The organism is Kangiella marina (assembly GCF_039541235.1).
GTDB classification, from domain to species: domain Bacteria; phylum Pseudomonadota; class Gammaproteobacteria; order Enterobacterales; family Kangiellaceae; genus Kangiella; species Kangiella marina.
This window is the reverse complement of the sequence record NZ_BAABFV010000002.1, coordinates 487,591-509,294: the sequence shown is the minus strand read 5'-3', so window position 1 is coordinate 509,294 and position 21,704 is coordinate 487,591. Positions and strand designations below refer to the sequence as shown.

At 44.3% G+C, this 21,704-nt stretch carries 25 protein-coding genes; 9 read left to right on the top strand and 16 right to left on the bottom strand.

The window, feature by feature from the left end; translation table 11 throughout:
* Nucleotides 1–18: 18 nt before the first annotated feature.
* A complete protein-coding gene (locus ABD943_RS10575) occupies nt 19–2,022 on the bottom strand; it encodes an ATP-binding protein (protein WP_345293154.1) in 2,004 nt (667 codons plus the stop codon).
* Nucleotides 2,023–2,031: 9 nt separating this feature from the next.
* Nucleotides 2,032–2,724, bottom strand: coding sequence for a proteobacterial dedicated sortase system response regulator (pdsR, locus tag ABD943_RS10570; protein ID WP_345293153.1), 693 nt, complete (start codon nt 2,722–2,724; stop codon nt 2,032–2,034).
* A gap of 237 nt (nt 2,725–2,961) precedes the next feature.
* Here pdsR and ABD943_RS10565 point away from each other — a divergent pair, with 237 nt between their 5' ends.
* Nucleotides 2,962–3,717 carry a YciK family oxidoreductase gene (locus tag ABD943_RS10565; protein WP_345293152.1) on the top strand — a complete coding sequence of 252 codons (756 nt, stop codon included), beginning with the start codon at nt 2,962–2,964 and terminating at the stop codon, nt 3,715–3,717.
* A gap of 23 nt (nt 3,718–3,740) precedes the next feature.
* On the top strand, nt 3,741–5,285 hold the full coding sequence (locus tag ABD943_RS10560; protein WP_345293151.1) for a Ppx/GppA phosphatase family protein: 1,545 nt from the start codon (nt 3,741–3,743) through the stop codon (nt 5,283–5,285).
* Between the two features lie 29 nt (nt 5,286–5,314).
* Here ABD943_RS10560 and ppk1 read toward each other — a convergent pair whose 3' ends face one another.
* The 6 genes from ppk1 to ABD943_RS10530 form a co-directional block, all read right to left on the bottom strand.
* Nucleotides 5,315–7,456: a polyphosphate kinase 1 gene (gene ppk1, locus ABD943_RS10555; RefSeq protein WP_345293150.1), complete on the bottom strand. Its 2,142-nt coding sequence runs from the start codon at nt 7,454–7,456 to the stop codon at nt 5,315–5,317.
* Between the two features lie 92 nt (nt 7,457–7,548).
* Complete coding sequence (rluB, locus tag ABD943_RS10550; protein ID WP_345293149.1) at nt 7,549–8,391, bottom strand: 23S rRNA pseudouridine(2605) synthase RluB; 843 nt, start codon at nt 8,389–8,391, stop codon at nt 7,549–7,551.
* An 86-nt stretch (nt 8,392–8,477) separates the two neighbouring features.
* A complete protein-coding gene (locus tag ABD943_RS10545; protein WP_345293380.1) occupies nt 8,478–8,957 on the bottom strand; it encodes a response regulator in 480 nt (159 codons plus the stop codon).
* Nucleotides 8,958–9,102: 145 nt separating this feature from the next.
* Complete coding sequence (gene scpB / locus ABD943_RS10540) at nt 9,103–9,981, bottom strand: SMC-Scp complex subunit ScpB (RefSeq protein ID WP_345293148.1); 879 nt, start codon at nt 9,979–9,981, stop codon at nt 9,103–9,105.
* Entirely contained in the window at nt 9,978–10,904 is a 927-nt protein-coding gene (locus ABD943_RS10535; protein WP_345293147.1) for a segregation and condensation protein A, read from the bottom strand. The genes scpB and ABD943_RS10535 overlap by 4 nt, the downstream gene beginning before the upstream one ends.
* 22 nt (nt 10,905–10,926) lie before the next feature.
* A complete protein-coding gene (locus tag ABD943_RS10530) occupies nt 10,927–12,144 on the bottom strand; it encodes a tryptophan--tRNA ligase (protein WP_345293146.1) in 1,218 nt (405 codons plus the stop codon).
* 189 nt (nt 12,145–12,333) lie between these two features.
* Between ABD943_RS10530 and ABD943_RS10525 the strand changes: the two genes are divergently transcribed.
* The 4 genes from ABD943_RS10525 to ABD943_RS10510 are packed head-to-tail and all read left to right on the top strand — an operon-like array spanning nt 12,334 to nt 14,231.
* A complete protein-coding gene (locus tag ABD943_RS10525; protein WP_345293145.1) occupies nt 12,334–12,753 on the top strand; it encodes a MarR family winged helix-turn-helix transcriptional regulator in 420 nt (139 codons plus the stop codon).
* Entirely contained in the window at nt 12,750–13,361 is a 612-nt protein-coding gene (locus ABD943_RS10520) for a glutathione S-transferase family protein (protein ID WP_345293144.1), read from the top strand. The genes ABD943_RS10525 and ABD943_RS10520 overlap by 4 nt, the downstream gene beginning before the upstream one ends.
* 17 nt (nt 13,362–13,378) lie before the next feature.
* A complete protein-coding gene (locus tag ABD943_RS10515; protein WP_345293143.1) occupies nt 13,379–13,741 on the top strand; it encodes a DUF1428 domain-containing protein in 363 nt (120 codons plus the stop codon).
* 10 nt (nt 13,742–13,751) lie between these two features.
* Entirely contained in the window at nt 13,752–14,231 is a 480-nt protein-coding gene (locus ABD943_RS10510; RefSeq protein ID WP_345293142.1) for a VOC family protein, read from the top strand.
* 45 nt (nt 14,232–14,276) lie between these two features.
* Here ABD943_RS10510 and ABD943_RS10505 read toward each other — a convergent pair whose 3' ends face one another.
* Nucleotides 14,277–14,900, bottom strand: a complete 624-nt coding sequence (locus tag ABD943_RS10505; protein ID WP_345293141.1) for an L-threonylcarbamoyladenylate synthase — start codon at nt 14,898–14,900, stop codon at nt 14,277–14,279.
* A gap of 27 nt (nt 14,901–14,927) precedes the next feature.
* Nucleotides 14,928–15,785, bottom strand: a complete 858-nt coding sequence (locus ABD943_RS10500) for a PHP domain-containing protein (RefSeq protein WP_345293140.1) — start codon at nt 15,783–15,785, stop codon at nt 14,928–14,930.
* A gap of 96 nt (nt 15,786–15,881) precedes the next feature.
* On the opposite strand from ABD943_RS10500, the gene ABD943_RS10495 reads away from it, so the two are divergent.
* Genes ABD943_RS10495 through ABD943_RS10485 form a run of 3 tightly spaced genes read left to right on the top strand, consistent with a single transcriptional unit; the run spans nt 15,882 to nt 17,083 of the window.
* Nucleotides 15,882–16,445, top strand: coding sequence for an inner membrane-spanning protein YciB (locus ABD943_RS10495; RefSeq protein ID WP_345293139.1), 564 nt, complete (start codon nt 15,882–15,884; stop codon nt 16,443–16,445).
* Nucleotides 16,446–16,476: 31 nt separating this feature from the next.
* Nucleotides 16,477–16,776 (top strand): YciI family protein, encoded by a 300-nt coding sequence (locus ABD943_RS10490; RefSeq protein ID WP_345293138.1) that lies wholly within the window; start codon nt 16,477–16,479, stop codon nt 16,774–16,776.
* Nucleotides 16,777–16,804: 28 nt separating this feature from the next.
* A complete protein-coding gene (locus ABD943_RS10485; RefSeq protein WP_345293137.1) occupies nt 16,805–17,083 on the top strand; it encodes a BolA family protein in 279 nt (92 codons plus the stop codon).
* A gap of 375 nt (nt 17,084–17,458) precedes the next feature.
* On the opposite strand, the gene ABD943_RS10480 is transcribed toward ABD943_RS10485, so the two are convergent.
* The 6 genes from ABD943_RS10480 to surE all read right to left on the bottom strand — a co-directional run bounded on the left by ABD943_RS10480 (nt 17,459) and on the right by surE (nt 21,697).
* Complete coding sequence (locus ABD943_RS10480; protein ID WP_345293136.1) at nt 17,459–17,827, bottom strand: hypothetical protein; 369 nt, start codon at nt 17,825–17,827, stop codon at nt 17,459–17,461.
* 5 nt (nt 17,828–17,832) lie between these two features.
* Nucleotides 17,833–18,453, bottom strand: coding sequence for a peptidoglycan recognition protein family protein (locus ABD943_RS10475; RefSeq protein ID WP_345293135.1), 621 nt, complete (start codon nt 18,451–18,453; stop codon nt 17,833–17,835).
* Nucleotides 18,454–18,569: 116 nt separating this feature from the next.
* Nucleotides 18,570–19,610, bottom strand: coding sequence for a peptidoglycan DD-metalloendopeptidase family protein (locus tag ABD943_RS10470; protein WP_345293134.1), 1,041 nt, complete (start codon nt 19,608–19,610; stop codon nt 18,570–18,572).
* A 65-nt stretch (nt 19,611–19,675) separates the two neighbouring features.
* A complete protein-coding gene (locus ABD943_RS10465; protein WP_345293133.1) occupies nt 19,676–20,263 on the bottom strand; it encodes a YqaA family protein in 588 nt (195 codons plus the stop codon).
* On the bottom strand, nt 20,260–20,928 hold the full coding sequence (locus ABD943_RS10460) for a protein-L-isoaspartate(D-aspartate) O-methyltransferase (RefSeq protein ID WP_345293132.1): 669 nt from the start codon (nt 20,926–20,928) through the stop codon (nt 20,260–20,262). Before ABD943_RS10460 ends, ABD943_RS10465 begins: the two co-directional genes overlap by 4 nt.
* A gap of 16 nt (nt 20,929–20,944) precedes the next feature.
* Entirely contained in the window at nt 20,945–21,697 is a 753-nt protein-coding gene (surE, locus tag ABD943_RS10455; RefSeq protein WP_345293131.1) for a 5'/3'-nucleotidase SurE, read from the bottom strand.
* Nucleotides 21,698–21,704 lie beyond the last annotated feature (7 nt).

The following is a 21,704-nucleotide window of genomic DNA, read 5'->3' as shown; positions in this document are numbered from 1 at the left end:
CATCATAGTTGAGTTGGCTCAATCGGTAAAATATTTATTTTTCCAGCTAATAACAATACTGACTCCACCCTGATCATTATGATTCTTTGCAACGATGTGCCCATTATGGAAGTTAGCAATAAGCTTTGCTAAATATAAACCCAAGCCTAGATGCCCCCCTGAATTTTTTCGACTTGAATGCATCAAACTAAAAACTGATTTAAGTGCCTTATGCTCAATCGGAGTACCTCGATTACTGACCTCAAACAGCAACCGCCCCTCCTCCAAGGCAAGTTTAAGTCGAATCGGTTGCGATTGATCATCAAAGTCAACAGCATTGGTAATCAACTTATCAACCATCTGGACAAATAAATCGCGAGACCCTTTCAATTCTACCTCATCAACATTCGTCTCAAACTCAAACTGGTGTTCAGGCCAATTAGTAGCATAAGCGCGCGTCAAATCTCTAAGCACCACGACAACATCAAAGTTATGTTTATCAGCGCTTTTTATGGCTTGCTCCAAGCGGGTTGCTTCGCTCAAACGACTTAACGTCTGACTCATCCTACTCGCACCTGACTGAGCCGTATGCAGCATTTGCGCATCGAGCTCGGATAAGTTTTCAACGCTTAAATTATCCAGAGAACTTCGAATAATCGCGATGGGCGTGCGTAACTCATGATTCAGTCTCGCTACCAGCTTTTCTTGATAGTCATGGTGCTGTTTTAATCGAGTCGTTAGGTGTGAAAAAGTATTGGTTAAATCTGCAACTTCATCATCATAATACTCTTCTCGCTGTATGACATGACGAATTTGTCCCTGCTCAGAGACAGCCTCTTCCGTAATATCACGTAACTCAACAATGCGTCGGCTATAATCTTTACTGGAACGGTATAGCCACCACACCATTAAGACCCAAAACAGTAGCATCAATAGCAACATACGGAGCCAAAAGTCACGCAAGTAAAGTTTTTGATTAATCGCTGACGACTCAATAATCAAAGCACCAACTACTTGCTCTCCGTCATACAAAGGTTCCAAAATTCTTGAGTAGGCGGTTAACAGTCCTTCGTCAACCAACTGTTCTTGAGCTTTACCTATCAAGGTTTGATCTAGCTCATCACTAGAGAGGCTGACTTTACTGCCGCGGGTTTGAATCGGGCTCAAATCACTCAACCAGAGTCGATTCCGCCAGTGGCCCTTGATGTCTTGGTGAGGCTGACCATATCCATAAACAATATCACCACTTAGATTGGTGATCATCACACGGTAATCATCTGCGCTAAGTCTCGACAAGGCTCCGACACTGAGCATGCTGTTTAGAGCGACTTGCTCAAAGTTGGTGAATGAGTATAGCCCTTGCAGCACAGGAGCTGAATTTACATTCTTATCAACATCATGAATCTCGGCGCTGAATAGAGTACCAATTTGATTACGCGGTATACGTATTTCGAGCTGGTATCCTTCTGTTAACTCCTGCCATACGGCATAAACTGAAGCGACCTCTCGAAAACCATTACTGGTTTGTCGCAATGCGGCCACTCTGCCCGGAGCCAGTGGTGCAAACTGTAACCGATATCCATCCAGTTGTAACTCAACCTTATCGGACATGCCTGTCATATCGAGATTTTGTCGATAAGCAATATCATCATCCTCAACCGTCACCAGTAAAAACATATGTTTTTGGTCTTCAACTAAGCTGAGCTCAGCCGTTTGTCCGAAGTTTTGAATGCGCTTGGTAAAACCATGGTAGGGATACCATTCATCAGAAAACCCATCAACCAAGATCCCTGTTTCACGCAGTGCAACTTGCAGCGTGGGTTTAACACCGTTGGTATCCAATTTCTGTCTAAAGTTATTATCGTGCTGAATGAGCTGCTCAAAAAAGCTGCGAAGATTGTTTGCTTGCTGAACCGTTTGCTGGAAGTTATCACGCTCTAAATCACTTTCAAATTTACTATCAATCAACCAACTTGCGAGTGGAATGAGCAAAAACACGCAGCTGATCAGAAGAATTCGCCATTTGAGTGATAACGACTTCATAGCGGTTTACTAAGCCTGATTCCAGCGATAACCCATACCATAAACCGTTTCAATAGAATCAAACGTTTGATCAATACGCTGGAATTTTTGACGTATCCGCTTAATATGTGACGTAATGGTGCTGTCATCAACCACAGCTTTTACCGCCTGCATCAGTTGCTCCCGGTTTTTAACATGGCCTGGACGGGACACTAAAGCATTCACAATCCAGAATTCACTGACGGTTAAATCGACTAATTGACCATTCCACTTGACGCTCAAACGCTCATTGTCAATTTCTAGCGAACCCACTTCATGGATAGCGTTTGCGTTAGGCGACGTTTGTAAGGAATCTAAACGTCTGAATAATGCAGAAATCCGCGCTAATAAATGCGGCAAGCTGATATCCTTGGTTAAATAATCATCAGCGCCAAGCCTGAGACCGGAAATAATATCCAGATCACTGTCTAAAGCTGTTAAGAAAATAATCGGCAGCTGGGTCGACTTCTGGCGCAAGCTACGACAAATTTCAAACCCCGCTTCCTGCTCATTTCCTAGGCCAATATCAAGTAACACCAGATCGGGTAAGCGATTAGCAAAGGCTTTTTCCGCCTCTTGCTTGGTTTCATAAACCACAACTTCATAACCAGATTTTTTTAGTGCCATGCTGTAGTTTTGTTGCAATAGTGGCTCATCTTCTACAACTGCGATTCGCTTGCCCATGAATTGTCCTATTGTTATTTATTGACTCATTAACCAATTTGCTAATTACCTCCACCTCAATAGGCTTTCGAGGTACTTTGGCCAAAACCTGGCCGAAGGAAATAGCGATTTTCTTGCTAAAATCAATAGCGCGGTATAAAGTTGCCTGAATCTACTTTTTATAAGTAGATTGGGTATACGCCCTAAGTAAGGTAAAATATCTTTACTGAATAATCCAACCATTTTAAGACTTTTTTGATGCAAAACTACCAACCAAACGATAATTTTCTTAACGATAAAATCATTCTAGTGACCGGTGCAACCGACGGTATAGGCAAAGAAGTGGCGTTAGAGTACGCAAAATATGGCGCTACCGTGGTTTTATTATCCCGCGACACTCGCAAGTTGGAGAAGGTCTACGATGAAATAGAAGCACTGGGTTACCCTCAACCAGCACTTTTACCGGTCAACTTGCAGGATAATAACCCAGAGACCTATCAGCGCGTCGCAGACGTTATTGAGGAAGAGTTCGGTCGTTTAGATGGTCTCTTGCACAATGCTGGGGACTTAGGCTTGCTAAGCCCTTATGAGCACTTTGATGATGAGACTTGGTTCCGAGTCATGCAGATCAATGTTAACGCACCGTTTTTACTCACAAAATACTGCATTCCTCTACTCAAAAAGTCACAAAGCTCATCGCTCGTATTTACCTCTTCAGGCGTAGGACGACAAGGTCGTGCCTATTGGGGCGCTTATGCCGCATCAAAATTCGCTAACGAAGGTATGATGCAAACACTCGCTGATGAACTGGAAAACAGTGTTATCCGAGTAAACAGTATTAACCCCGGTGCAACTCGCACTAAGATGCGTGCTAACGCTTATCCTGGAGAAGATCCTGAAACCTTACCAGCGCCTAAAGACCTGCTGCCCGCATACTTATGGTTGATGGACTCAGCGTCTAAAGAAACCAATGGGCAAGCGCTTAATGCTAGAGATTTTATACAACAATCTTAAGTCATACCACCAAGGATTCGTGCTTGAAGAACCTCAAATCAACTAACGTCGCAGCCATGGGTTCCCAGACCTCGGAACCGATGACTCCGGTTCAATTTGCTGCGATTGATTTAGGTTCTAACAGCTTTCATCTTGCCATTGCGGAGTTCGATGGCCATACGCTTAGAGTAATTGGTCGTTTAAAGGAAAAAGTTCAGCTAGCAGCAGGCCTTGACAACAACGATGTCTTATCTGAGGAAGCTATCCAAAGAGGACTCAACTGTCTACAACTGTTCGCAGAAAGAATCCAAGATATTGATCATCAATTCGTAACTGTCGTTGCTACCTACACCCTACGTAAAGCGGTCAACGCCTCAGACTTTGTCAAAAAAGCTGAAAAAATCCTCAATCATGCTATTGATATTTTACCTGGCCGTGAGGAAGCACGTCTTATTTATGATGGTGTCTCCCATAATCACCCCGACTTACAGAGAGCCTTAGTCATTGATATCGGCGGTGGTAGTACTGAAGTTATTCTTGGCGAAAAGTTTGAGCCAGAAGTACTCGATAGTTTATCGATAGGCTGCGTCACGACAAAAAAGTTTTTCCCTGATAACAAAATTACTGAAGAATTTTTTAACCAAGCCGTCATCAATACATCGATTGAAGTTTCTGAAGTTAAAAAGTTCTATCGTGCTGGTAACTGGGAACACTGCTTGGGATCTTCCGGTAGTATTGAATCGATTTATAAAGTACTGTCGAATCTCAATTTAGCGCAAGGCTGTATAACTTTCGAGCACTTAAAGTTCCTCAAACAAAAGCTTATCGATATTGGTGACTTTGAGGGAGTAAATTTTTCAGGGCTAAGTGATAGTCGAAAGAGTACTTTTACTTGTGGTGTCGCGATTTTGTACGGTCTATTTGAGACATTAAACATTGAGAAAATGCACATCGCAGACGCATCGTTACGCGAAGGCATTTTACTGGAGCTCGCTGAAGAACTTAAAGGTAATGACATTCGCCATCAAACCTCGGTGAGTTTGATGAAACGTTTTAACGTTGATTTTGATCACGCTCAACAAGTTCAACTCAGTGCGCAATCCATTTTTGATCAAACTGCTGATAAATGGGGAATCTATGATCCAATTTATAAAAACTACTTGGATTGGGCTTGCCAGCTCCATGAAGTGGGCTTATCCATTAGCTTCTCTAAACTCAGAATGCACAGCGCTTATATAGTGCAATATGGTGATATGCCAGGGTTTAGCCAGCAAACCAAAGATTCGCTTGCAGCTATCATTGCCAATCAAAAAAAGAAATTGTTTATCGAACAGCTCGATAATAAATATGACCCACAGGCAGCGCTCTTATCAATTGTACAAATTTTACGGTTAGCTATTCTGTTTAACGTCAAAAGAGACCCACACAATATTGAGCCTCTGACATTCACCGTTCTTAAAGGACATGACTTGAAGGTTTCTATTCCCAAAGAGTGGGCCAACGAGCATCAACTCATCCTCGCTGAATTACAACGTGAAGCGGCCTATCTGGACTATCATGGAATCAAGCTCGAAGTTGAGCTTGTTTAAAGCTTAAGAGTTAAAGCTTAAAGGTGTCATTACCGCGAAAGGCGGTCCAATAAAAGCTGCTGTACTTTCTGCTTAGGCTTAGCGCTAGATTGAATTTGATACTCTCCGTTCGGCTGCAAGATCCAACTTTGCTCGGTGTCTTCCAGCATCATGTTCAACTCTTTAAGCATTCTCGCCTTTAGGTCGTTTTGCAAAATAGGAAAGCATGTTTCAACTCGATGATACAAGTTCCGTTCCATCCAGTCAGCCGAAGCAGCATACAACTTTTCATCGCCATCATTATAAAAATAATACACTCTAGAGTGCTCTAGGAAACGACCAATAATGGAACGAACTCGAATATTTTCCGATACACCCTCGACGCCTGGAGACAAGCAACAAACACCGCGCACGATTAAATCAATACTGACTCCAGCAATTGACGCACGATACAGTGCCTCGATTAAAGACTGATCGGTAAGTGAATTCAGTTTAATGATCATACGAGCTTTTTTGCCGGCTAAAGCATTCTTAGTTTCGCGATCGACGGCTTTGAGTAAATTTTTGTGTAAGGTAAAAGGTGCATGCCACAACTGATTGAGTTCATACACTTTCCCCATTCCTGTAAGCTGCTGAAAAACCTTATGCACATCTTCACAGATTTCTTGGTTAGCCGTTAGCAAGCTATAGTCAGTGTACAAGCGGGCATTTCCCGCATGGTAATTTCCCGTCCCAAGATGCACAAAGCGCATCAGTTTTTTGCTTTTTTCTTCTTTACGAACGACCAGTGTCATCTTGGCGTGTGTTTTATAGCCGACCACACCGTACACCACTAAAACCCCAGCCTCCTGAAGTTTTTGTGCTAACTCAATATTATCCGCCTCATCAAATCGTGCTCGCAGCTCAACCACGGTCGTGACTTCTTTTCCGGCGTGAGACGCCTCAATCAAGGCCTCTACAATAGCCGAATGACTCCCCGACCGATAAAGGGTTTGTTTGATCGCCATCACAGCAGGATCTGCCGCAGCTTGTCTAATCAAGTCTACAACAGGCTGGAAGCTTTGATACGGATGATGGAGCAAAACATCCTTTTCACTGATAACTTCAAAAATCCCTCGACGAACCATATCCGCAGGGACTTTAGGCGTAAAACCACTGAACTTCAGATCCGGCCGCTCGACCAGCTCAGGCAACGACATTAAGCGATTTAGATTGACCGGGCCATCAACGCGATACAACTCATCAGCGGTTAAATTACATTTTTGTAGTAGGAAGTTTACAATCTTATTGGGGCAAGACTTCCCAACCTCTAATCGAACCGCTGCTCCAAAATTACGAGACTGCAGTTCACGCTTAAGCGCGCTGGCTAAATCTTCAATCGAGTTTTCTTCGAGCAGCAAATCACTATCTCGAGTCAGGCGAAACTGATAACAACCGTGGATTTCCATCCCCGGAAACAAGTCTTCGGCAAACTCCGAAATCACCGATGATAAATAGACAAAATTATGCGCTTTAGTGCCACCGACATTGTCTGGTAACTCAATGATTCGAGGCAATGAGCGAGGCATATGAAGCACTGCATACTCTAAATCACGGCCAAAAGCGTCATTGCCATGGAGATGCAAAAGAAAGTGCAAACTTTTGTTTACCAACCGCGGAAATGGATGCGTTAAATCAAGGCTGATAGGACTAATTACTGGCATCACTTGATGCTTAAAATACTTTTTTAGCCACTTATACTGATCATCGTTCCATTCATGAGACGGCAAAAACTGAATCGACTCTTGGGCTAACTTGGGCAACAGCTCTTCGTTGAAAATCCGGTACTGCTCGTCTACTAGCTCATGCGCTCGAATATTAATCTCACGTAATACTTGTTCAGTAGAAGCACCATTAAGGCTGGGCTTTGTATCGCCGCGCGCTAAATTGTGGCGCAAGCCTGCGACACGAACTTCAAAGAACTCGTCGAGGTTGTTGCTACAAATAAAGATAAAGCGAATCCGTTCCAGTAAAGGAATGCTCGGATCGAGAGCTTGCTGTAACACACGCCAGTTGAATGCCAATAGGCTCAGCTCTCGATTGAGATAGTGCGTAGGATTAGTCAGATTCATCCCCGTAAGCTTATCAAACGTTAATTCCCTGCTCTTAGCCGGTATAGCTTGCTGTGAAGGTCGTGCTAAAGCTTTATTCATCGAGATCTGCCGCTTCAAAAATGACTTATGAATATAGCAAATCTGCATTACAGCCACGTCTAGCTAATGTGACAGTTTTGTGACTTTAGCCTCTACCCCTTTTTCCAAATATTTTTGCGTTTGCTGCTACTTGGCTTTGGTTGGGCTTTTCTCGGCTTAACTTCTAATTGCACCAAGTCAGCAACTTTCTTTATCTGCTCTTCATTCAAATCCATCCAACGGCCTCGGCTCAGACTCTTAGGAAGCTCCACGGGGCCGTACTCGATCCGAATGAGGCGAGAAACATCAACCTCTTGCGACTGCCACAATTTTCTGACCTCGCGATTCTTACCTTCGGACAGACCAACTTCATACCACTGGTTAGCGCCTTCACCACCGCCCGGTTGAATGTAATTGAATTGGCACATATCACCATCAATCAAAACACCGTCTTTCAAGTTCTTAAGCATTTCATCGGTGACTTCACCATGAATTCTCACGGCATATTTACGCTCCACTTGGTAGGACGGATGCATCAGTCGATGAGCCAGCTCGCCATTGTTGGTAAATAGCAGCAATCCCGTGGTGTTAATATCAAGACGGCCAATACTAATCCAGCGGCCAAAGCTGGTTCGTGGTAATTTATCAAATACTGTCGGCCTGCCCTCAGGATCTTTCTGAGTAGACACTTCGCCCAGAGGTTTGTGATACGCAATCACTCGAGTATAAACCTCCTCCGATGGCATAATCTTAATCACCCGGCCGTCTACGCGGATCGTGTCTTTGTCAGTGGCGCGTTCACCCAATTGAACAATCGAACCATTAACACTCACGCGGCCATCAGCAATCCACTTTTCAATTTCACGACGTGAACCGAGTCCCGCATTGGCTAGGATTTTTTGTAACTTTTCTGACTTGTCATTTTTGCGCTGTGAGTCAGCTCTCTGTTTAGACATAACGGCCTTAAAACATGAATATTGGTACAATTTTAGGGGTTTAGAGACGTGCAGTCGAGTATAACTGCACTTATTTTGGTGTTTAACTAAGAGGCTAGGCGTCGAATGCGCTTATCCAAGCCAATAAAATTTTCTAATCGATGGAACACTTCATAGCGCGAGAAAGGTTTTTTCATAAAATCATCGGCACCAATACGTTCCGCATAATACTTTTCTGTCGCTAGAACGTTACCGCTGATCATGATAACCGGAATATTCTTAGTTCTATTATCCTTGCGCAGCTCTCTTAAAACCTGGAAGCCATTGATTCCAGGAAGCACGATGTCTAGGAAAATCAAGTCCGGCTGATGCTCTAAAGCCAGTTTTAGTCCCGTTTCACCATCAAGCGCGACTCCGACTTCATATCGATTCTGAATCAGCATTTTCTTCAGCAAAGTACAGATCGTTTTAGAGTCATCAATGATCAGCATCTTTGTGCCTGGACGGGCATTAATACGCTTATTTCTTCGGCGCTCTCTTGTAACTTCATCTTGCTCCGCTTCATCATCGACACGAGATGTCGACAAGGATGAGCGGATTTTATCAAATATACTCAAGCCAACCCCCATAGTTACATCTTAGGTAATATCGTTATTATCGATTAATTATATAAAAATCAGTAAATCAATACCTAGATGGGCTTTGCAAATATGTTCTTTTTTATAGGTTTTACTAATGAAGCTCTGTAGGCTTTAAGCTAGACTCGCTTTCTTCCTCGCCTTCAGAAGAGCCCGTTTCCTGCTCATCAGTATCAGCCGGAAACTGCTCTGGCTGCTCAGCTGCCTCGGATTCTAATTCGGCTTTATCGTCGCTAGTTAATTCTTCTGCCTCACTAGACTCTTCACTAGCATCAGCTCCATCTGCATCGCTGTCTTCTTCGACAGAAGCAGACTCCTGCTCTGAATTTTGTTCAGGTACTTCTACGCCATCTTGAGCGGCTGAACTTTCATCGTCAGCAGTCTTATTCTCTTCAACAGTATCTTCATCACCATCAAACTTAAGCTCAGGATTTAAGTTGTCTAAATCTTTAATTTCAGCCAAAGACGGCAATTCATCCAAGCTCTTTAAACCAAAGTAATCTAGGAAGTATTTGGTGGTAGCGTAAAGCGCTGGCTTGCCCGGAACATCACGATGCCCAACCACCCGAATCCACTCACGCTCAAGAAGCGTTTTAACAATCGAGGAGCTAACGCCAACACCGCGCACCTGTTCAATATCACTACGAGTCGTCGGCTGGCGATAGGCAATCAATGATAAGGTCTCAAGCAAGGCCCGTGAATAGCGTGATGGGCGCTCTTCCCATAATCTGGCTATCCACTCGGCGTAATCTTGTCTCGCTTGATACCTGAAGCCGGTAGCAACCTCAACCAACTCTACACCACGCCCAGCAGTTTCCTGCTCTAACATCTCTAAAGCTTTGGTGATATCAGCGGTCTTCACTTTTTCTTCTTCCGCAAACAACTCCACCATTCGATCTTTCGATAAGGTACTACCTGCGGCTAACAAAGCAGCTTCAATGATGCATTTGATCTTGTCTATATTCATACTCATGCTTGATCACTTGTGGTTTCAACTTCAGCCAACACGTCCTCGATATCCTCTTCACCTTCGAGACTTCCGCTAGTTTTCGCTCTAACATGGATAGGACCATAATTGTCGCTTTGAATGATTTCTAGCAACGACTCTTTTGCCAACTCCATAATGGCCAAAAAGGTCACCACCACGCCTGCTCTCCCCTCTTCCGGGTCAAATAGCTTAGCGAAATCAGTAAACGTTTGTGCCGAAATTCGGTCGAGCACCTTACCCATACGCTCACGCACAGACAAAGCTTCAAATTTAACCTGATGGCTTGAAAACATTTCAGCACGCTTAAGCACATCTCTCAATGCAAGCAGAAGCTCTTTCATCTCAACTTCAGGCTCAGGCTTGATGATGTTCATATCAGGTTTTTTGGCACTAACCTGATAAGTGTCGCGCCCCATTCTAGGTAATTCGTCAATATCCTCAGCAGCTTGTTTGAACTGCTCATACTCTTGGAGGCGGCGAATCAAATCCGCACGAGGATCATCTTCTTCCTCTTCATTAGAAGGCGGTCTCGGTAACAAGACGCGACTTTTAATCTCCGCCAACATGGCAGCCATCACCAAATACTCTGCTGCAAGCTCAAGGTGTAACGCCTTCATCAACTCGACGTACTCCATGTATTGCTCAGTAATATGAGCAATAGGAATATCACGAATATCGACATTCTGGCGCTTGATTAAATACAGAAGTAAGTCCAAAGGCCCTTCAAATGCCTCTAGAAACACCTCCAACGCATCGGGCGGGATATAAAGATCCTGAGGAAAATCTTCAACTTGCTCACCGTCAACTAAAGCAAACGGCATCTCCTCCTGAACATGGTCAGCACTAGGATGCTGCTCTTGCTCAGTCGTTTTAACCTGTTCTTGGCTTTCGCCGTTTTGCTCAGTCATTATCGGTTCTCAATATGTAGAATTACTTGTACGAAAGCCCCATGGCTTGGCGGACATCATCCATCGTCTCGCGAGCCACATCACGGGCTTTATCACAGCCCTCCGAGACAATATTGCGAATAATCTCTGGGCTCTCTTCATATTCTTTTGCACGCTCTAGGAATTGCTGCTGCTCTGCACAAACGCCATCAATCACAGGTTGTTTACACTCAACACAACCAATGCCCGCAGAAGTGCAGCCTTTTTTCACCCACTCTTTCACTTCGTCAGAAGAATAGATTTTATGGAACTCCCACACAGGACACTTCTCAGGATCACCCGGATCATCGCGGCGAACACGTGCCGGATCGGTTGGCATCGTACGAATTTTCTTTTCCACAGACTCTCTTGGTTCGCGCATTGAAATAGCGTTGCCGTAAGACTTCGACATTTTCTGTCCATCGAGCCCTGGCATTTTCGATACTGGTGTTAGCAGAGCTTTCGGCTCAGGCAATATAACTTTTCCTGCGCCATCTAAATAGCCATACAGGCGCTCACGATCGTTCAACGAAATATTGGCCTGACTTTCCACTAAAGCTTGAGCAGTTTCTAAAGAAGACTGATCGCCTTCCTCTTGGAATTTCTTGCGTAAGCTTTTGTATAACTTAGCATTTTTCTTGCCCATTTTCTTGATGGCTTCGATGACCTTTTCTTCAAAGCCCGGCTCTTTACCAAAGAAATGATTAAACCGGCGAGCTGCTTCACGCGTCATTTCAACGTGCGGCACTTGATCAGCCCCTACTGGAACATTGCCAGCGCGATAAACCAAGATATCAGCCGCTTGTAATAATGGGTAGCCAAGGAAGCCATAAGTCGATAAGTCTTTATTTTGAAGCTTTTCCTGCTGCTCTTTGTAAGTCGGAACTCGCTCTAACCAGCCCAAAGGAGTCGTCATCGACATGAGCAGATGCAGCTCAGCATGCTCCGGCACCTTCGACTGCACGAAAATAGTCGATGCACTCGGATTAATCCCCGCCGCCAGCCAATCAATCACTGTGTCCCAGACATAGCCTTCAATTTTCGACGTATCATCGTAATTGGTGGTCAAGGCATGCCAATCAGCAACCATGAAAAAGCACTCATACTCATGCTGCATTTGTGCCCAATTCTTTAAAACCCCATGGTAATGCCCTAAATGTAATGGTCCCGTAGGACGCATGCCGGATAGAACGCGCTTTTGGCCAACAGATATAGAACTCAATGGATATCCTTTGAAGTAACTTTTTATATAAATTTATAAGACTGTCCATTATAACGAGAACATTCCAAAACGCTATATTTCTGTATTTCAACAGGTTTAAATTCAACTAAACGTCAACCTGATTGCAAATATTGATTATAAAACAATCAATTCTTGACATAAGCAGATGCGTGTATATACACTTAAAAAATGAATAGTCCCTCTAATCCCGAAATGCCTAAGTTTTATGAAACGAAGGATTGCTACTGCTTAGAAGCTCGACGACAAGCTAGAGCCATTACACGCTTGTATGAAGAAAAGTTAAGGCCTCACGGTCTTCGAGCAACACAGTTTTCAGTGCTGGCGACGTTAAAGCTTAAGGGTCCAACACCAGTCACTGAGTTGGCGGACTTTCTGGTTCTGGAGCGTACCACGATGACGCGAGGAGCCGCTGTTATGGAAAAGAAAGGCTGGATTGAGCCAGCGGCCACAGACGACGCAAGGGTCAGGGCGTGGCAGCTTACGCAGTTAGGCAAAAACAAGTTGGAGGAAGCGTATCCTTCTTGGAAAGAGGTACAGCAATCCCTCAAAAACCCTGGGACAGTGCAAACAGACAAGGAGACACCATGAAACTGTATTACGAACAAACCGCAAATTGCTACAAAACCTGTGCCGTGGCTAAATACCTACAGTTGCCCGTTGAATTTATCCGAGTTGATCTCGGTCAAGGAGAGCATAAAAAGCCTGAGTTCTTAGGTAAGAATCCGAACGGTAAAGTACCGCTATTAGAAACTGATGATGGCTTTCTTTGGGAATCCATAGCCATCATGTGTTACTTCGCTCGGCAGGCTAATTCTGAATTGTGGCCCACTGATGAGCGTCAAGTCGAAGTGTTACGCTGGCTCAGCTGGGATATGGCTCACTTCTTACCGGCAACTGGCGTTTACTACTTTGAAAATATCATCAAGCCTAAATACGGTCTCGGAGAGCCCGATGCCCAAGCTATCCAAAACGCAGGAAAAGATTTTAAATACTACGCCACCATTCTTAATGACCATTTACACGATAAAGAATACCTTGTCGGTAATGCATTAACATTGGCTGACTTTTCGGTGGCAGCGTTACTTCCCCTCGCTGACCAAGCACAAATCCCACTTGATGATTTCCATGAGATCCAACGTTGGCACAACACTATGATGCAACTGCCAGCGTGGCAAGAACCTTTCCCCAAAACGTAAACAAAAGGAGTACTACTATGTCACTTTATATTGATGGATATGTTTTACCAGTCCCCAAAGATAAGCTCGACGAGTATATCGAAATGGCGCAACGTGCCGGAAAAGTCTGGAAAGAATACGGGGCATTAAAAGTTGTCGAAGCAAAAGCCGACGATGTTCCTGATGGAAAAGTCACATCATTCGGTCAAAGCGTTCAACTCAAAGACAACGAAATCGTCATCTTCTCATACATTCTTTATGAATCTCGCGAAGCGCGTGATGAAATAAATGAAAAAGTCATGAAAGATCCTCGGCTCGCTGACATGATGGATCCCAAGAATTTGCCGTTCGATGGGATGCGTATGTTCTGGGGCGGCTTTACTCCAATCGTTGACATGTAAGGAGTGAGTGATGAGTGATGAAAAAATTGAGTTAAAGGCTCCGATCGCGCACCTTGTTTGCGATCCATGTTCAGAAGCTATCGAGTTTTATACAAAAGCTTTCGGAGCTGAAGAGTTACAAAGAGTTCCGGGGCCTAATGGCGAAAAAATCATGCATGCCTGTTTGAAAATTGATGATGGCTACATCTTCTTAGTCGACGATTTCCCAGAGTTTAACCCTGACGGAAAATCACTCTCACCAAAATCATTAGGCGGCAGCCCGGTGACCATCCATCGTTATGTTGAAAACTGTGATGATGCGTTTAAGCAAGCGATTGATGCCGGCGCGATCTCTAAAATGGAGCCACAAGATACGTTTTGGGGTGATCGCTACGCAGCTTTTGAGGATCCTTTCGGTCATAACTGGTCAATCGCACACCGCGTAAAAAATGTGAGCGATGAAAACCTTAAGAAAGCCATGAAAAATGAGTTCAACGGCGAGAAATGTTAAGCCAGTGATACCGCGGGTTAACTGCGGTATCCGGCTTTTCAAGTATTACTCAAAAACTTCAGTGTCTCCAGCACCATCACGAACCACTTCGGGGTATCCTGAAGTTAAATCAATTACGGTGGTCGGCTCGTGGCCGCAATATCCACCATCAATGACTACGTCCACACGCCCATTGAGTAATTCATGTATTTCGTAGGGCTCAAGAATCTCACCATCTTCCTGCTGTGGCAAAATCAAACTCGAACTCATCAAAGGCTCGCCCAAGTCTTCTAGCAATGCCTGTGTAATAGGCGTTTCGGGGACCCGGATACCAATGGTTTTCTTTTTAGGATGCTTTAAACGATTCGGCACCTCGTTAGTCGCACGTAAAATAAACGTATAAGGCCCAGGGGTATTGTTTTTAATTAAGCGAAATGCCGCGTTATCCACGCGCGCGTAGGTGGCTAACTCCGATAGATCACGGCAGACTAACGTAAAGTTGTGAGACTTATCTAAGTTGCGGATACGTCGAATACGATCTAGGGCGTTTTTGTCACCAATATGGCAGCCCAACGCATAGCCAGAGTCCGTTGGATAAGCAATCAATGCCCCTTGACGGATCTTTGCTACTACCTGACTAATCAGTCTTGGTTGTGGCGTTTCATTATGAATTTCAATCAGTTGTGTCATATTTTTATTTTATCCGTTATGCATGATTTAACCTGCACTCGACTTCCAAGCAGTCGACTCCCACACAGGGGTGACTCGCTCTGGTAGTGGCGCAAATTTACCGAGAAGTGCCCACGGCTTGTTTGTCGAGTGAAAATCCGATCCCTGAGAAGCATACAGCTCATAGCGGTTACACCAATCCAATAATAAATTCCGCTGCCCAGGGTGGATATTGGGGTAGCTGGCCTCTAGACTCAAGCCACCCGCTTCTTTGAACTCTTCTATCAATTGCTGCAGTTTATTAGACCCCATACCGTAACGGGTCGGGTGCGCCAACACAGCTATACCACCGGCTTGTCGAATTATCGCTATAGCATCTTCCATCTCAAACCACTGGTCTTTAACGTAAGCCTTACCGCCCTTGGCTAGGTATTTTTTAAAGGCATCACCAAAGTTTTTGACCACACCCCGCTCCAAAAGATACTGTGCTAGGTGCGTACGGCAAACCATTGGCTGACTGTCGACTAGGTACTCAATATCAGGCTGCGCCCCTTTAACACCAGCCTGCTCTAATCGCTCTCCCATCGCTAACGCGCGCTCTTTACGTCGGCTTTGAATCACGCCAAGAAAACGTTGTAAGCTTTCCTGCTCAGGGTTGACCTGCAACCCCACGATATGCACCGTATCCTGCTTCTTATTCGGAACGGTGGCGGAGATTTCAACGCCAGGGATTAGCTTCACGCCATAATCTCCAGCGACTTTGCTGGCTTCTCTAAGAGAATCGATTGAATCATGGTCAGTAATCGCCAACTCATCAACGCCACGCTCTGAAGCCAGTTTTAATAGCTCAGATACGGTCAAATCACCGTCTGAGGCGATTGTGTGGCTGTGCAAATCTCTCAACATTGGACGAGTCTATCTTTTATCGAAATATTCATTACTGCTAGTTTGCCTACCTTTTGCGATAAGGTAAACTTAGCGGGCACTTAAATAGGTATATTTATGACATTTTTGAAAGAAAACTACCCTATCGTAGGGTTTATCGCAGCTTACTTAATTACTAAAAACCTGATTTTGGCCGCAGCGATATGGAGTGGCTTAACGCTGGTGCAAATGGTACTTCATTACTTTACCAAAAAAGAAATCAAGAAAAGCCATGTAGCCCTGTTTTTCGTCGGCTTGGCGCTAGTCGCCCTTGCTTATTATTTCGATGACGATGACTTCATCAAATGGAAAACCAGCATCGCAGTATGGGCTGGTGCGATATTCATCCTCATTCGTCAATTAGCGTCTAAGAAATACGTTATTCAAGATTTAACCAAGTCGAGCGGTCTAATAAAAGACTCAGCGCCTCAGCCACTACTGGCCAGAGTCAATTGGCTTTGGATCATCAGCCTAGCGCTTTACGGCGGACTCAACCTCTATATTGCGTTTAACTTTAGCACCGACTTTTGGTTTTACTTTAAACTTATCAGTATGTTTGTCATGCTATTTGGACTGCTTATCATCAGTATTGTGATGCTTAAAGAGCATATCCATCTAGAGGATGATCAACCAAAGCCATAACCCTTACCGGTATGGAAAACTAGGAAAACTTATGCTTTACATGATTTACTCAGAAGACGTTAAAGAATCGCTTCCATTAAGGGCAAAAGCTCGACCAGCACATATCGAACGCTTACAAACGCTTAAGAGTGAAGGACGACTCATTATGGCAGGTCCTCTTCCCGCAATTGATGCCGATGATCCAGGAGAAGCTGGCTTCACCGGAAGTTTGATTGTGGCTGAATTTGAATCGTTAGACGCTGCGAAACAGTGGGCTGATGACGATCCTTACATTGAAGCTGGCGTCTACCACAACGTCACCGTAAAGCCCTACAAAAAAGTATTACCATAAGCTGGACAAAACGAAATTGGACAAGAGAATGACACAACAAGCACCTGACAACTCAGCGCGAATCGAAAGAATGCAGCAATTGATTTCTGACGCGCTACAACCCGAGCAATTAGACATCATCGACGACAGCCATAAACATATTGGCCACGCCGGTGCCAAAGGCGGCCTAGGTCACTTCACCGTTATAATCAAAAGTGAAGCCCTCGAAGGCAAACGTATGATCCAACAACATCGCATGATCTATGACGCCCTTGGCGACATGATGCAAACGGATATTCATGCGCTAGCGATAAAAGTTATAAAATAATAAACAAAAGAAAGGACTCTAATGAAAAGATCGTTCATAAAACTTAAAAACATCAAGTATCTATTGATAGTTTCTTGGCTATCTTTATGCCTGTATTCGCTACTTCACCTTTACTTTAATATCAACAATAATGAAGCACCGCTGTTATTTTTCCTCTCAATGATAATTCTTACATATCCAATCGGATATTTACTCACCTTCCTAACTTCCTTATTAGATGTTTTATTCGGTATATCGATCCCTGAAAACCAATTTACATACCCTTTTTTCTAGATAGCCTTTGTCTCTCTTGGATACTACCAATGGTTTGTTTTAGCCCCAACACTCTTCCAGTGGCTGAAAGCTAGGTGGTAATACGATTCTAAAAAGCCCAACCTATTGGGCTCCTTCAAACTCACACTCTTGGCAGCCTAACAAATACTCTTTGTCGCCGCAGATTAAACCCGCTGTAGAGCCCGCCCAGATCGTAAATTCACAAGAAGACGCTTTATAGCTGACAGTCCCTTTAACAAAACAATCCAAGTGCTCATATTCGTTGTGATACTGGTTCGCGCTTAGCTCCTCTGCGTTACTGAAGAACGCATGAGCTTGCTCAGACGTTAAGTTGAAGTCACTGCACCACTCACTGCCTTCCTCATAGCCATGACTTTTTACTACCACAGCGTCAAACTTTGAATCTGCGCCAGCTCCACAAGCTGAAACAAACATTCCAAGGACTAATAAACCACTTATTTTATTAAACATATTCTTTACCATTTGGCTGAACTCGCTTCTGATGATTGTTTATAAGACACCTCTGGGTGGCGATACACATCATTATCCTCGAGGCATAAAAGTTTATTTAACTGAGCCACTAACCACTCCAAGGATGTGTTTTGTAGAGCATTAACGGTTTCATAACCGTTTTTAGTCGAATGGTCACCTACAATTTCGATCCCTATAGACTCTGTATTTGAGGGGTATCTATCAGGGTAATTCTTGCCAAGCTCATGCTTGTGAAGTTTTTTCACTCTTATGCCATACGACTCGCCTTTCTTTAAATAAATAGCATTCGCTTTTGCTAGCTCAGCTTTAGAGCAGTCATTTGTTTCAATGCAGCGCGAACGCAATTTTCCTACATGGTAAGTGTATTTATTGATAAGCGCTGTTTGGTAAATTTTACCTGTTTTGCTAATGAGGAAATGAGCACCATGGGGAGAGGATGTATATGAGTTAAAAGTGTGTTGCGCGGTAGCGGCGCCGGTTTGATGAACGACAATTGCTTTTGGTGAGTTCATATCTCCTTTGTGGAGGCCTTTATATACCTTATGTTCGACTTTAGAGTGGAGCAATTTTCCTGATTCGATTTTGGCATCGTTTTGATCAACCATTAAACATGTCCTTATAAGATTTAATACAAGGACAAAATACTATAAATCAATCTTAAATATAACCCAGAACCAAAAGGCTTTATCGAATAATGATACCTTGCTCACATTAACTGATATTAGCGTTTCGGCAGATACCGCAACGGATCCACAGGCTTACCCTTAAATCGAATTTCGAAGTGAAGTTTTGGAATTTCAGAGTCAGAACTACCGACTTCTGCAATCTTTTGACCGGCTTTGATGATTTCGTTTTCTTTTACCAGTAAACGCTTGTTGTGAGCGTAAGCACTGATGAAGTCGTTATTGTGCTTTACGATGATCAAATTGCCGTAGCCACGCAATCCTCGTCCAGAATAAACCACGAGGCCCGGAGCTGCGGCTCTAACTGGCTCACCCATATTGCCCGCGATATCAATACCACGCGATCCTTTGCCGCCTGAGAAGCGAGTGATAATTTTGCCCATATTTGGCCACATCCAGTATTTTACCGGACGACTCGTAAAGCTCTCGGTTGTCGCGGCTTTTGCTACAGGCTTCTTTTTAACGGCCTCAACCTTTTTGGGCTGAGAAACAGGCTTTTTAGGTTTAGGCTGGGGCTTTTTGCTTTCAGTCGGTTTGCTCTTAGCCACTGGTTGATGACGACTTCTATTGTCGCTAGTGTCTACTTTTGCAACAGGGGTAGAAGTCGTAGGACGCTCAACCGTGGTTACTGCCGTTCGACTGACCTCCTGCACGCCTCTTCGGCTACTGATAGGATTATTCTCTGGCTCTCGCTGCGCAACTCGAGAAGTATCTACTTCATGGCGTTGCTCGTATTGGCGAGTCTTCTCTAAATCTAACTTTTGTCCCGGAAAGATGGTGAATGTAGCATCGATATCATTGGCCTGCGCTAGCACTTTATAGTCAAAACCATAGCGAAAAGCGATGGAGTATAGGGTGTCGGCAGGTTTAACGATGTAAAACTGCTGGCTATTATCGACTTCTGTCGGGGGGTAAAAACTGTGTAAGCTCGCGCCATTACCTGTGGCCTTACGTTCTTCCACTGGCGCCAATCGCGGATTACCACAGCCTTGCAATAAATACAGACCTAAGACAATCGCAACGATCCATAAGGAACGAATCGCGGAGCGTTTCAAGATGTCTTTAGTTTCTTTTTGCATTAATCGGCTAATCCCTATCGCAACAAGCTTAACTCAACCTTTTGAAAAGTAAGACTATTTAGCCATCAATTGGCTATATTGTAAATAACGTAAGCTAAAACGCCTAAAATAAGCACGCCCCAGCCAATCCACTCTACATATTGACGCAGTTTATGCTCCATTTGTTCCCCACCCCACTTCACTAATCCACCGATGAGGAAAAATTGAGCGCTTCGGGCAATGATTGAAGCTATCAAGAAAGGGACAAATGCCATGCCTAAAGCACCAGCGGTTAACGTAAACATTTTATAAGGCACTGGCGAAAAACCGGCGACCAGAACGACCCAGACACCATATTCAGCAAACCAATCTAGCGCTCGCTTGTAAGTTTCTTCGTAACCCAGCTCGACTATCCAGGGTAAAACCCATGACTCAAAAGCGACGGCACCAATAACATAAGCCACCACACCACCAAGAACCGATGTCACTGTGGCTACAAAAGCCAGCCACAAAGCTCTATTTGGCTTTGCCAGCGCCATCGGCGCCAACATCACGGCAGTTGGAATTGGGAAAAAGATCGACTCAATAAAACTGATAAAACCTAAGATATAAACGGCATACTGATGACGCGCCCAACGCAGGCAAGCATCATACATTTTGGTAAAGATTTTCATCGAGCGACACCGTTCACTAATGGCACAAACTTCACTTTCTCAATAAAGGTTTCTTCTATCTTAGTGCCCTTACGCTGAACAAGAACTAAATCTTGCGATGTTTCTGTCGAACCCACCGGTATCATCATGCGACCACCATCTGCCAACTGGCTCACCAGCTTCTCTGGTATACTCGGCGGCGCTGCCGTGACGATGATGCCGTCAAACGGTGCATACTGATGCCAGCCATTAAAGCCATCAGCAAATAAATACTGGATGTTATGTTGACCAATCCCGGTCAAAGTCTTGCGAGCCTGCATGTGAAGCGCGCGAATACGTTCAACGGTAAATACGGTTTTAGCGACTTTAGCTAAAATGGAGGTTTGATAGCCACAACCAGTACCGATTTCCAGCACCTTATTCATGCTACCCGTTTCCATCAACATTTCGGTCATTCGAGCGACGATATAGGGCTGCGAAATGGTTTGCCCCATACCGATTGGCAAAGCCGTGTCTTCATAAGCCCGATGTGACAAACCTTCATCAATGAACAAATGGCGAGGCGTTAACGCGATGATTTTTAATAGTTCTTCGTTCTTGATGCCTTCGGCTCTTAACCGCTCCACAAGGCGAGTGCGCGTTCGCGCAGATGTCATGCCAATTCCCGAAATGTGTGTTGCATTCATATATTTATTATCTGTATTAGTTATCGATAGTTTTCAAAAAACCCTCGAGCTCATCAAAACTGTTGTATGCCGTTAAATCGACATTGATCGGGGTCACAGAGACATAACCATTTAAAACCGCATGAAAATCAGTGCCTTCCCCTATATCTTGGCCTTCAGGCAGCGGTCCCAACCAATAAACAGGACGACCTTTTGGATCTTTATCGGGAATTATAGTATCAGCACGGTGGCGATTTCCCAAGCGCGTTAATTTAATTCCTTTCAATTCGTCATAAGGAAGATCAGGCACATTAATGTTCAGCACCCGGTTTTTCTCCATCGGATGGTCTTTGAGCCCTTTAATTATCTCAACCGCCACTTTAGCTGCGGTCACATAATGCTCGCAATTATGCCCCACCAACGACACAGCAACTGCCGGGTAGCCAAGCGCTCGACCTTCCATCGCTGCAGCAACCGTTCCCGAGTAGAGCGTGTCATCGCCAAGATTCGCGCCAGTATTAATCCCAGCCACAACCATATCGGGCGGCTCTGGCATCAAGTGGTGCGTACCGAGATGGACACAATCGGTCGGTGTGCCTGTTACGGAGTAAAAGCCTCGCTCCGTTTCATTAACGCGGATAGGCCTATCTAGAGTAAGTGAGTTACTGGCGCCGCTACGATTTCTATCGGGAGCGACCGTAGTGACTTCGGCTATTTTGGATAGGTAGTCAAATAGCGTGCTAATTCCTGGGGCAAAGTGTCCGTCATCGTTACTTAATAATATTTTCATACGACTC

Coding starts and splice junctions, on each gene's coding strand:
- ABD943_RS10575 (WP_345293154.1), bottom strand. CDS start 2,022: ATGAAGTCGTTATCACTCAAATGGCGAATTCTTCTGATCAGCTGCGTG.
- pdsR (WP_345293153.1), bottom strand. CDS start 2,724: ATGGGCAAGCGAATCGCAGTTGTAGAAGATGAGCCACTATTGCAACAA.
- ABD943_RS10565 (WP_345293152.1), top strand. CDS start 2,962: ATGCAAAACTACCAACCAAACGATAATTTTCTTAACGATAAAATCATT.
- ppk1 (WP_345293150.1), bottom strand. CDS start 7,456: ATGAATAAAGCTTTAGCACGACCTTCACAGCAAGCTATACCGGCTAAG.
- rluB (WP_345293149.1), bottom strand. CDS start 8,391: ATGTCTAAACAGAGAGCTGACTCACAGCGCAAAAATGACAAGTCAGAA.
- scpB (WP_345293148.1), bottom strand. CDS start 9,981: ATGAGTATGAATATAGACAAGATCAAATGCATCATTGAAGCTGCTTTG.
- ABD943_RS10535 (WP_345293147.1), bottom strand. CDS start 10,904: ATGACTGAGCAAAACGGCGAAAGCCAAGAACAGGTTAAAACGACTGAG.
- ABD943_RS10525 (WP_345293145.1), top strand. CDS start 12,334: ATGAATAGTCCCTCTAATCCCGAAATGCCTAAGTTTTATGAAACGAAG.
- ABD943_RS10520 (WP_345293144.1), top strand. CDS start 12,750: ATGAAACTGTATTACGAACAAACCGCAAATTGCTACAAAACCTGTGCC.
- ABD943_RS10515 (WP_345293143.1), top strand. CDS start 13,379: ATGTCACTTTATATTGATGGATATGTTTTACCAGTCCCCAAAGATAAG.
- ABD943_RS10510 (WP_345293142.1), top strand. CDS start 13,752: ATGAGTGATGAAAAAATTGAGTTAAAGGCTCCGATCGCGCACCTTGTT.
- ABD943_RS10505 (WP_345293141.1), bottom strand. CDS start 14,900: ATGACACAACTGATTGAAATTCATAATGAAACGCCACAACCAAGACTG.
- ABD943_RS10500 (WP_345293140.1), bottom strand. CDS start 15,785: ATGTTGAGAGATTTGCACAGCCACACAATCGCCTCAGACGGTGATTTG.
- ABD943_RS10495 (WP_345293139.1), top strand. CDS start 15,882: ATGACATTTTTGAAAGAAAACTACCCTATCGTAGGGTTTATCGCAGCT.
- ABD943_RS10490 (WP_345293138.1), top strand. CDS start 16,477: ATGCTTTACATGATTTACTCAGAAGACGTTAAAGAATCGCTTCCATTA.
- ABD943_RS10485 (WP_345293137.1), top strand. CDS start 16,805: ATGACACAACAAGCACCTGACAACTCAGCGCGAATCGAAAGAATGCAG.
- ABD943_RS10480 (WP_345293136.1), bottom strand. CDS start 17,827: ATGTTTAATAAAATAAGTGGTTTATTAGTCCTTGGAATGTTTGTTTCA.
- ABD943_RS10475 (WP_345293135.1), bottom strand. CDS start 18,453: ATGGTTGATCAAAACGATGCCAAAATCGAATCAGGAAAATTGCTCCAC.
- ABD943_RS10470 (WP_345293134.1), bottom strand. CDS start 19,610: ATGCAAAAAGAAACTAAAGACATCTTGAAACGCTCCGCGATTCGTTCC.
- ABD943_RS10465 (WP_345293133.1), bottom strand. CDS start 20,263: ATGAAAATCTTTACCAAAATGTATGATGCTTGCCTGCGTTGGGCGCGT.
- ABD943_RS10460 (WP_345293132.1), bottom strand. CDS start 20,928: ATGAATGCAACACACATTTCGGGAATTGGCATGACATCTGCGCGAACG.
- surE (WP_345293131.1), bottom strand. CDS start 21,697: ATGAAAATATTATTAAGTAACGATGACGGACACTTTGCCCCAGGAATT.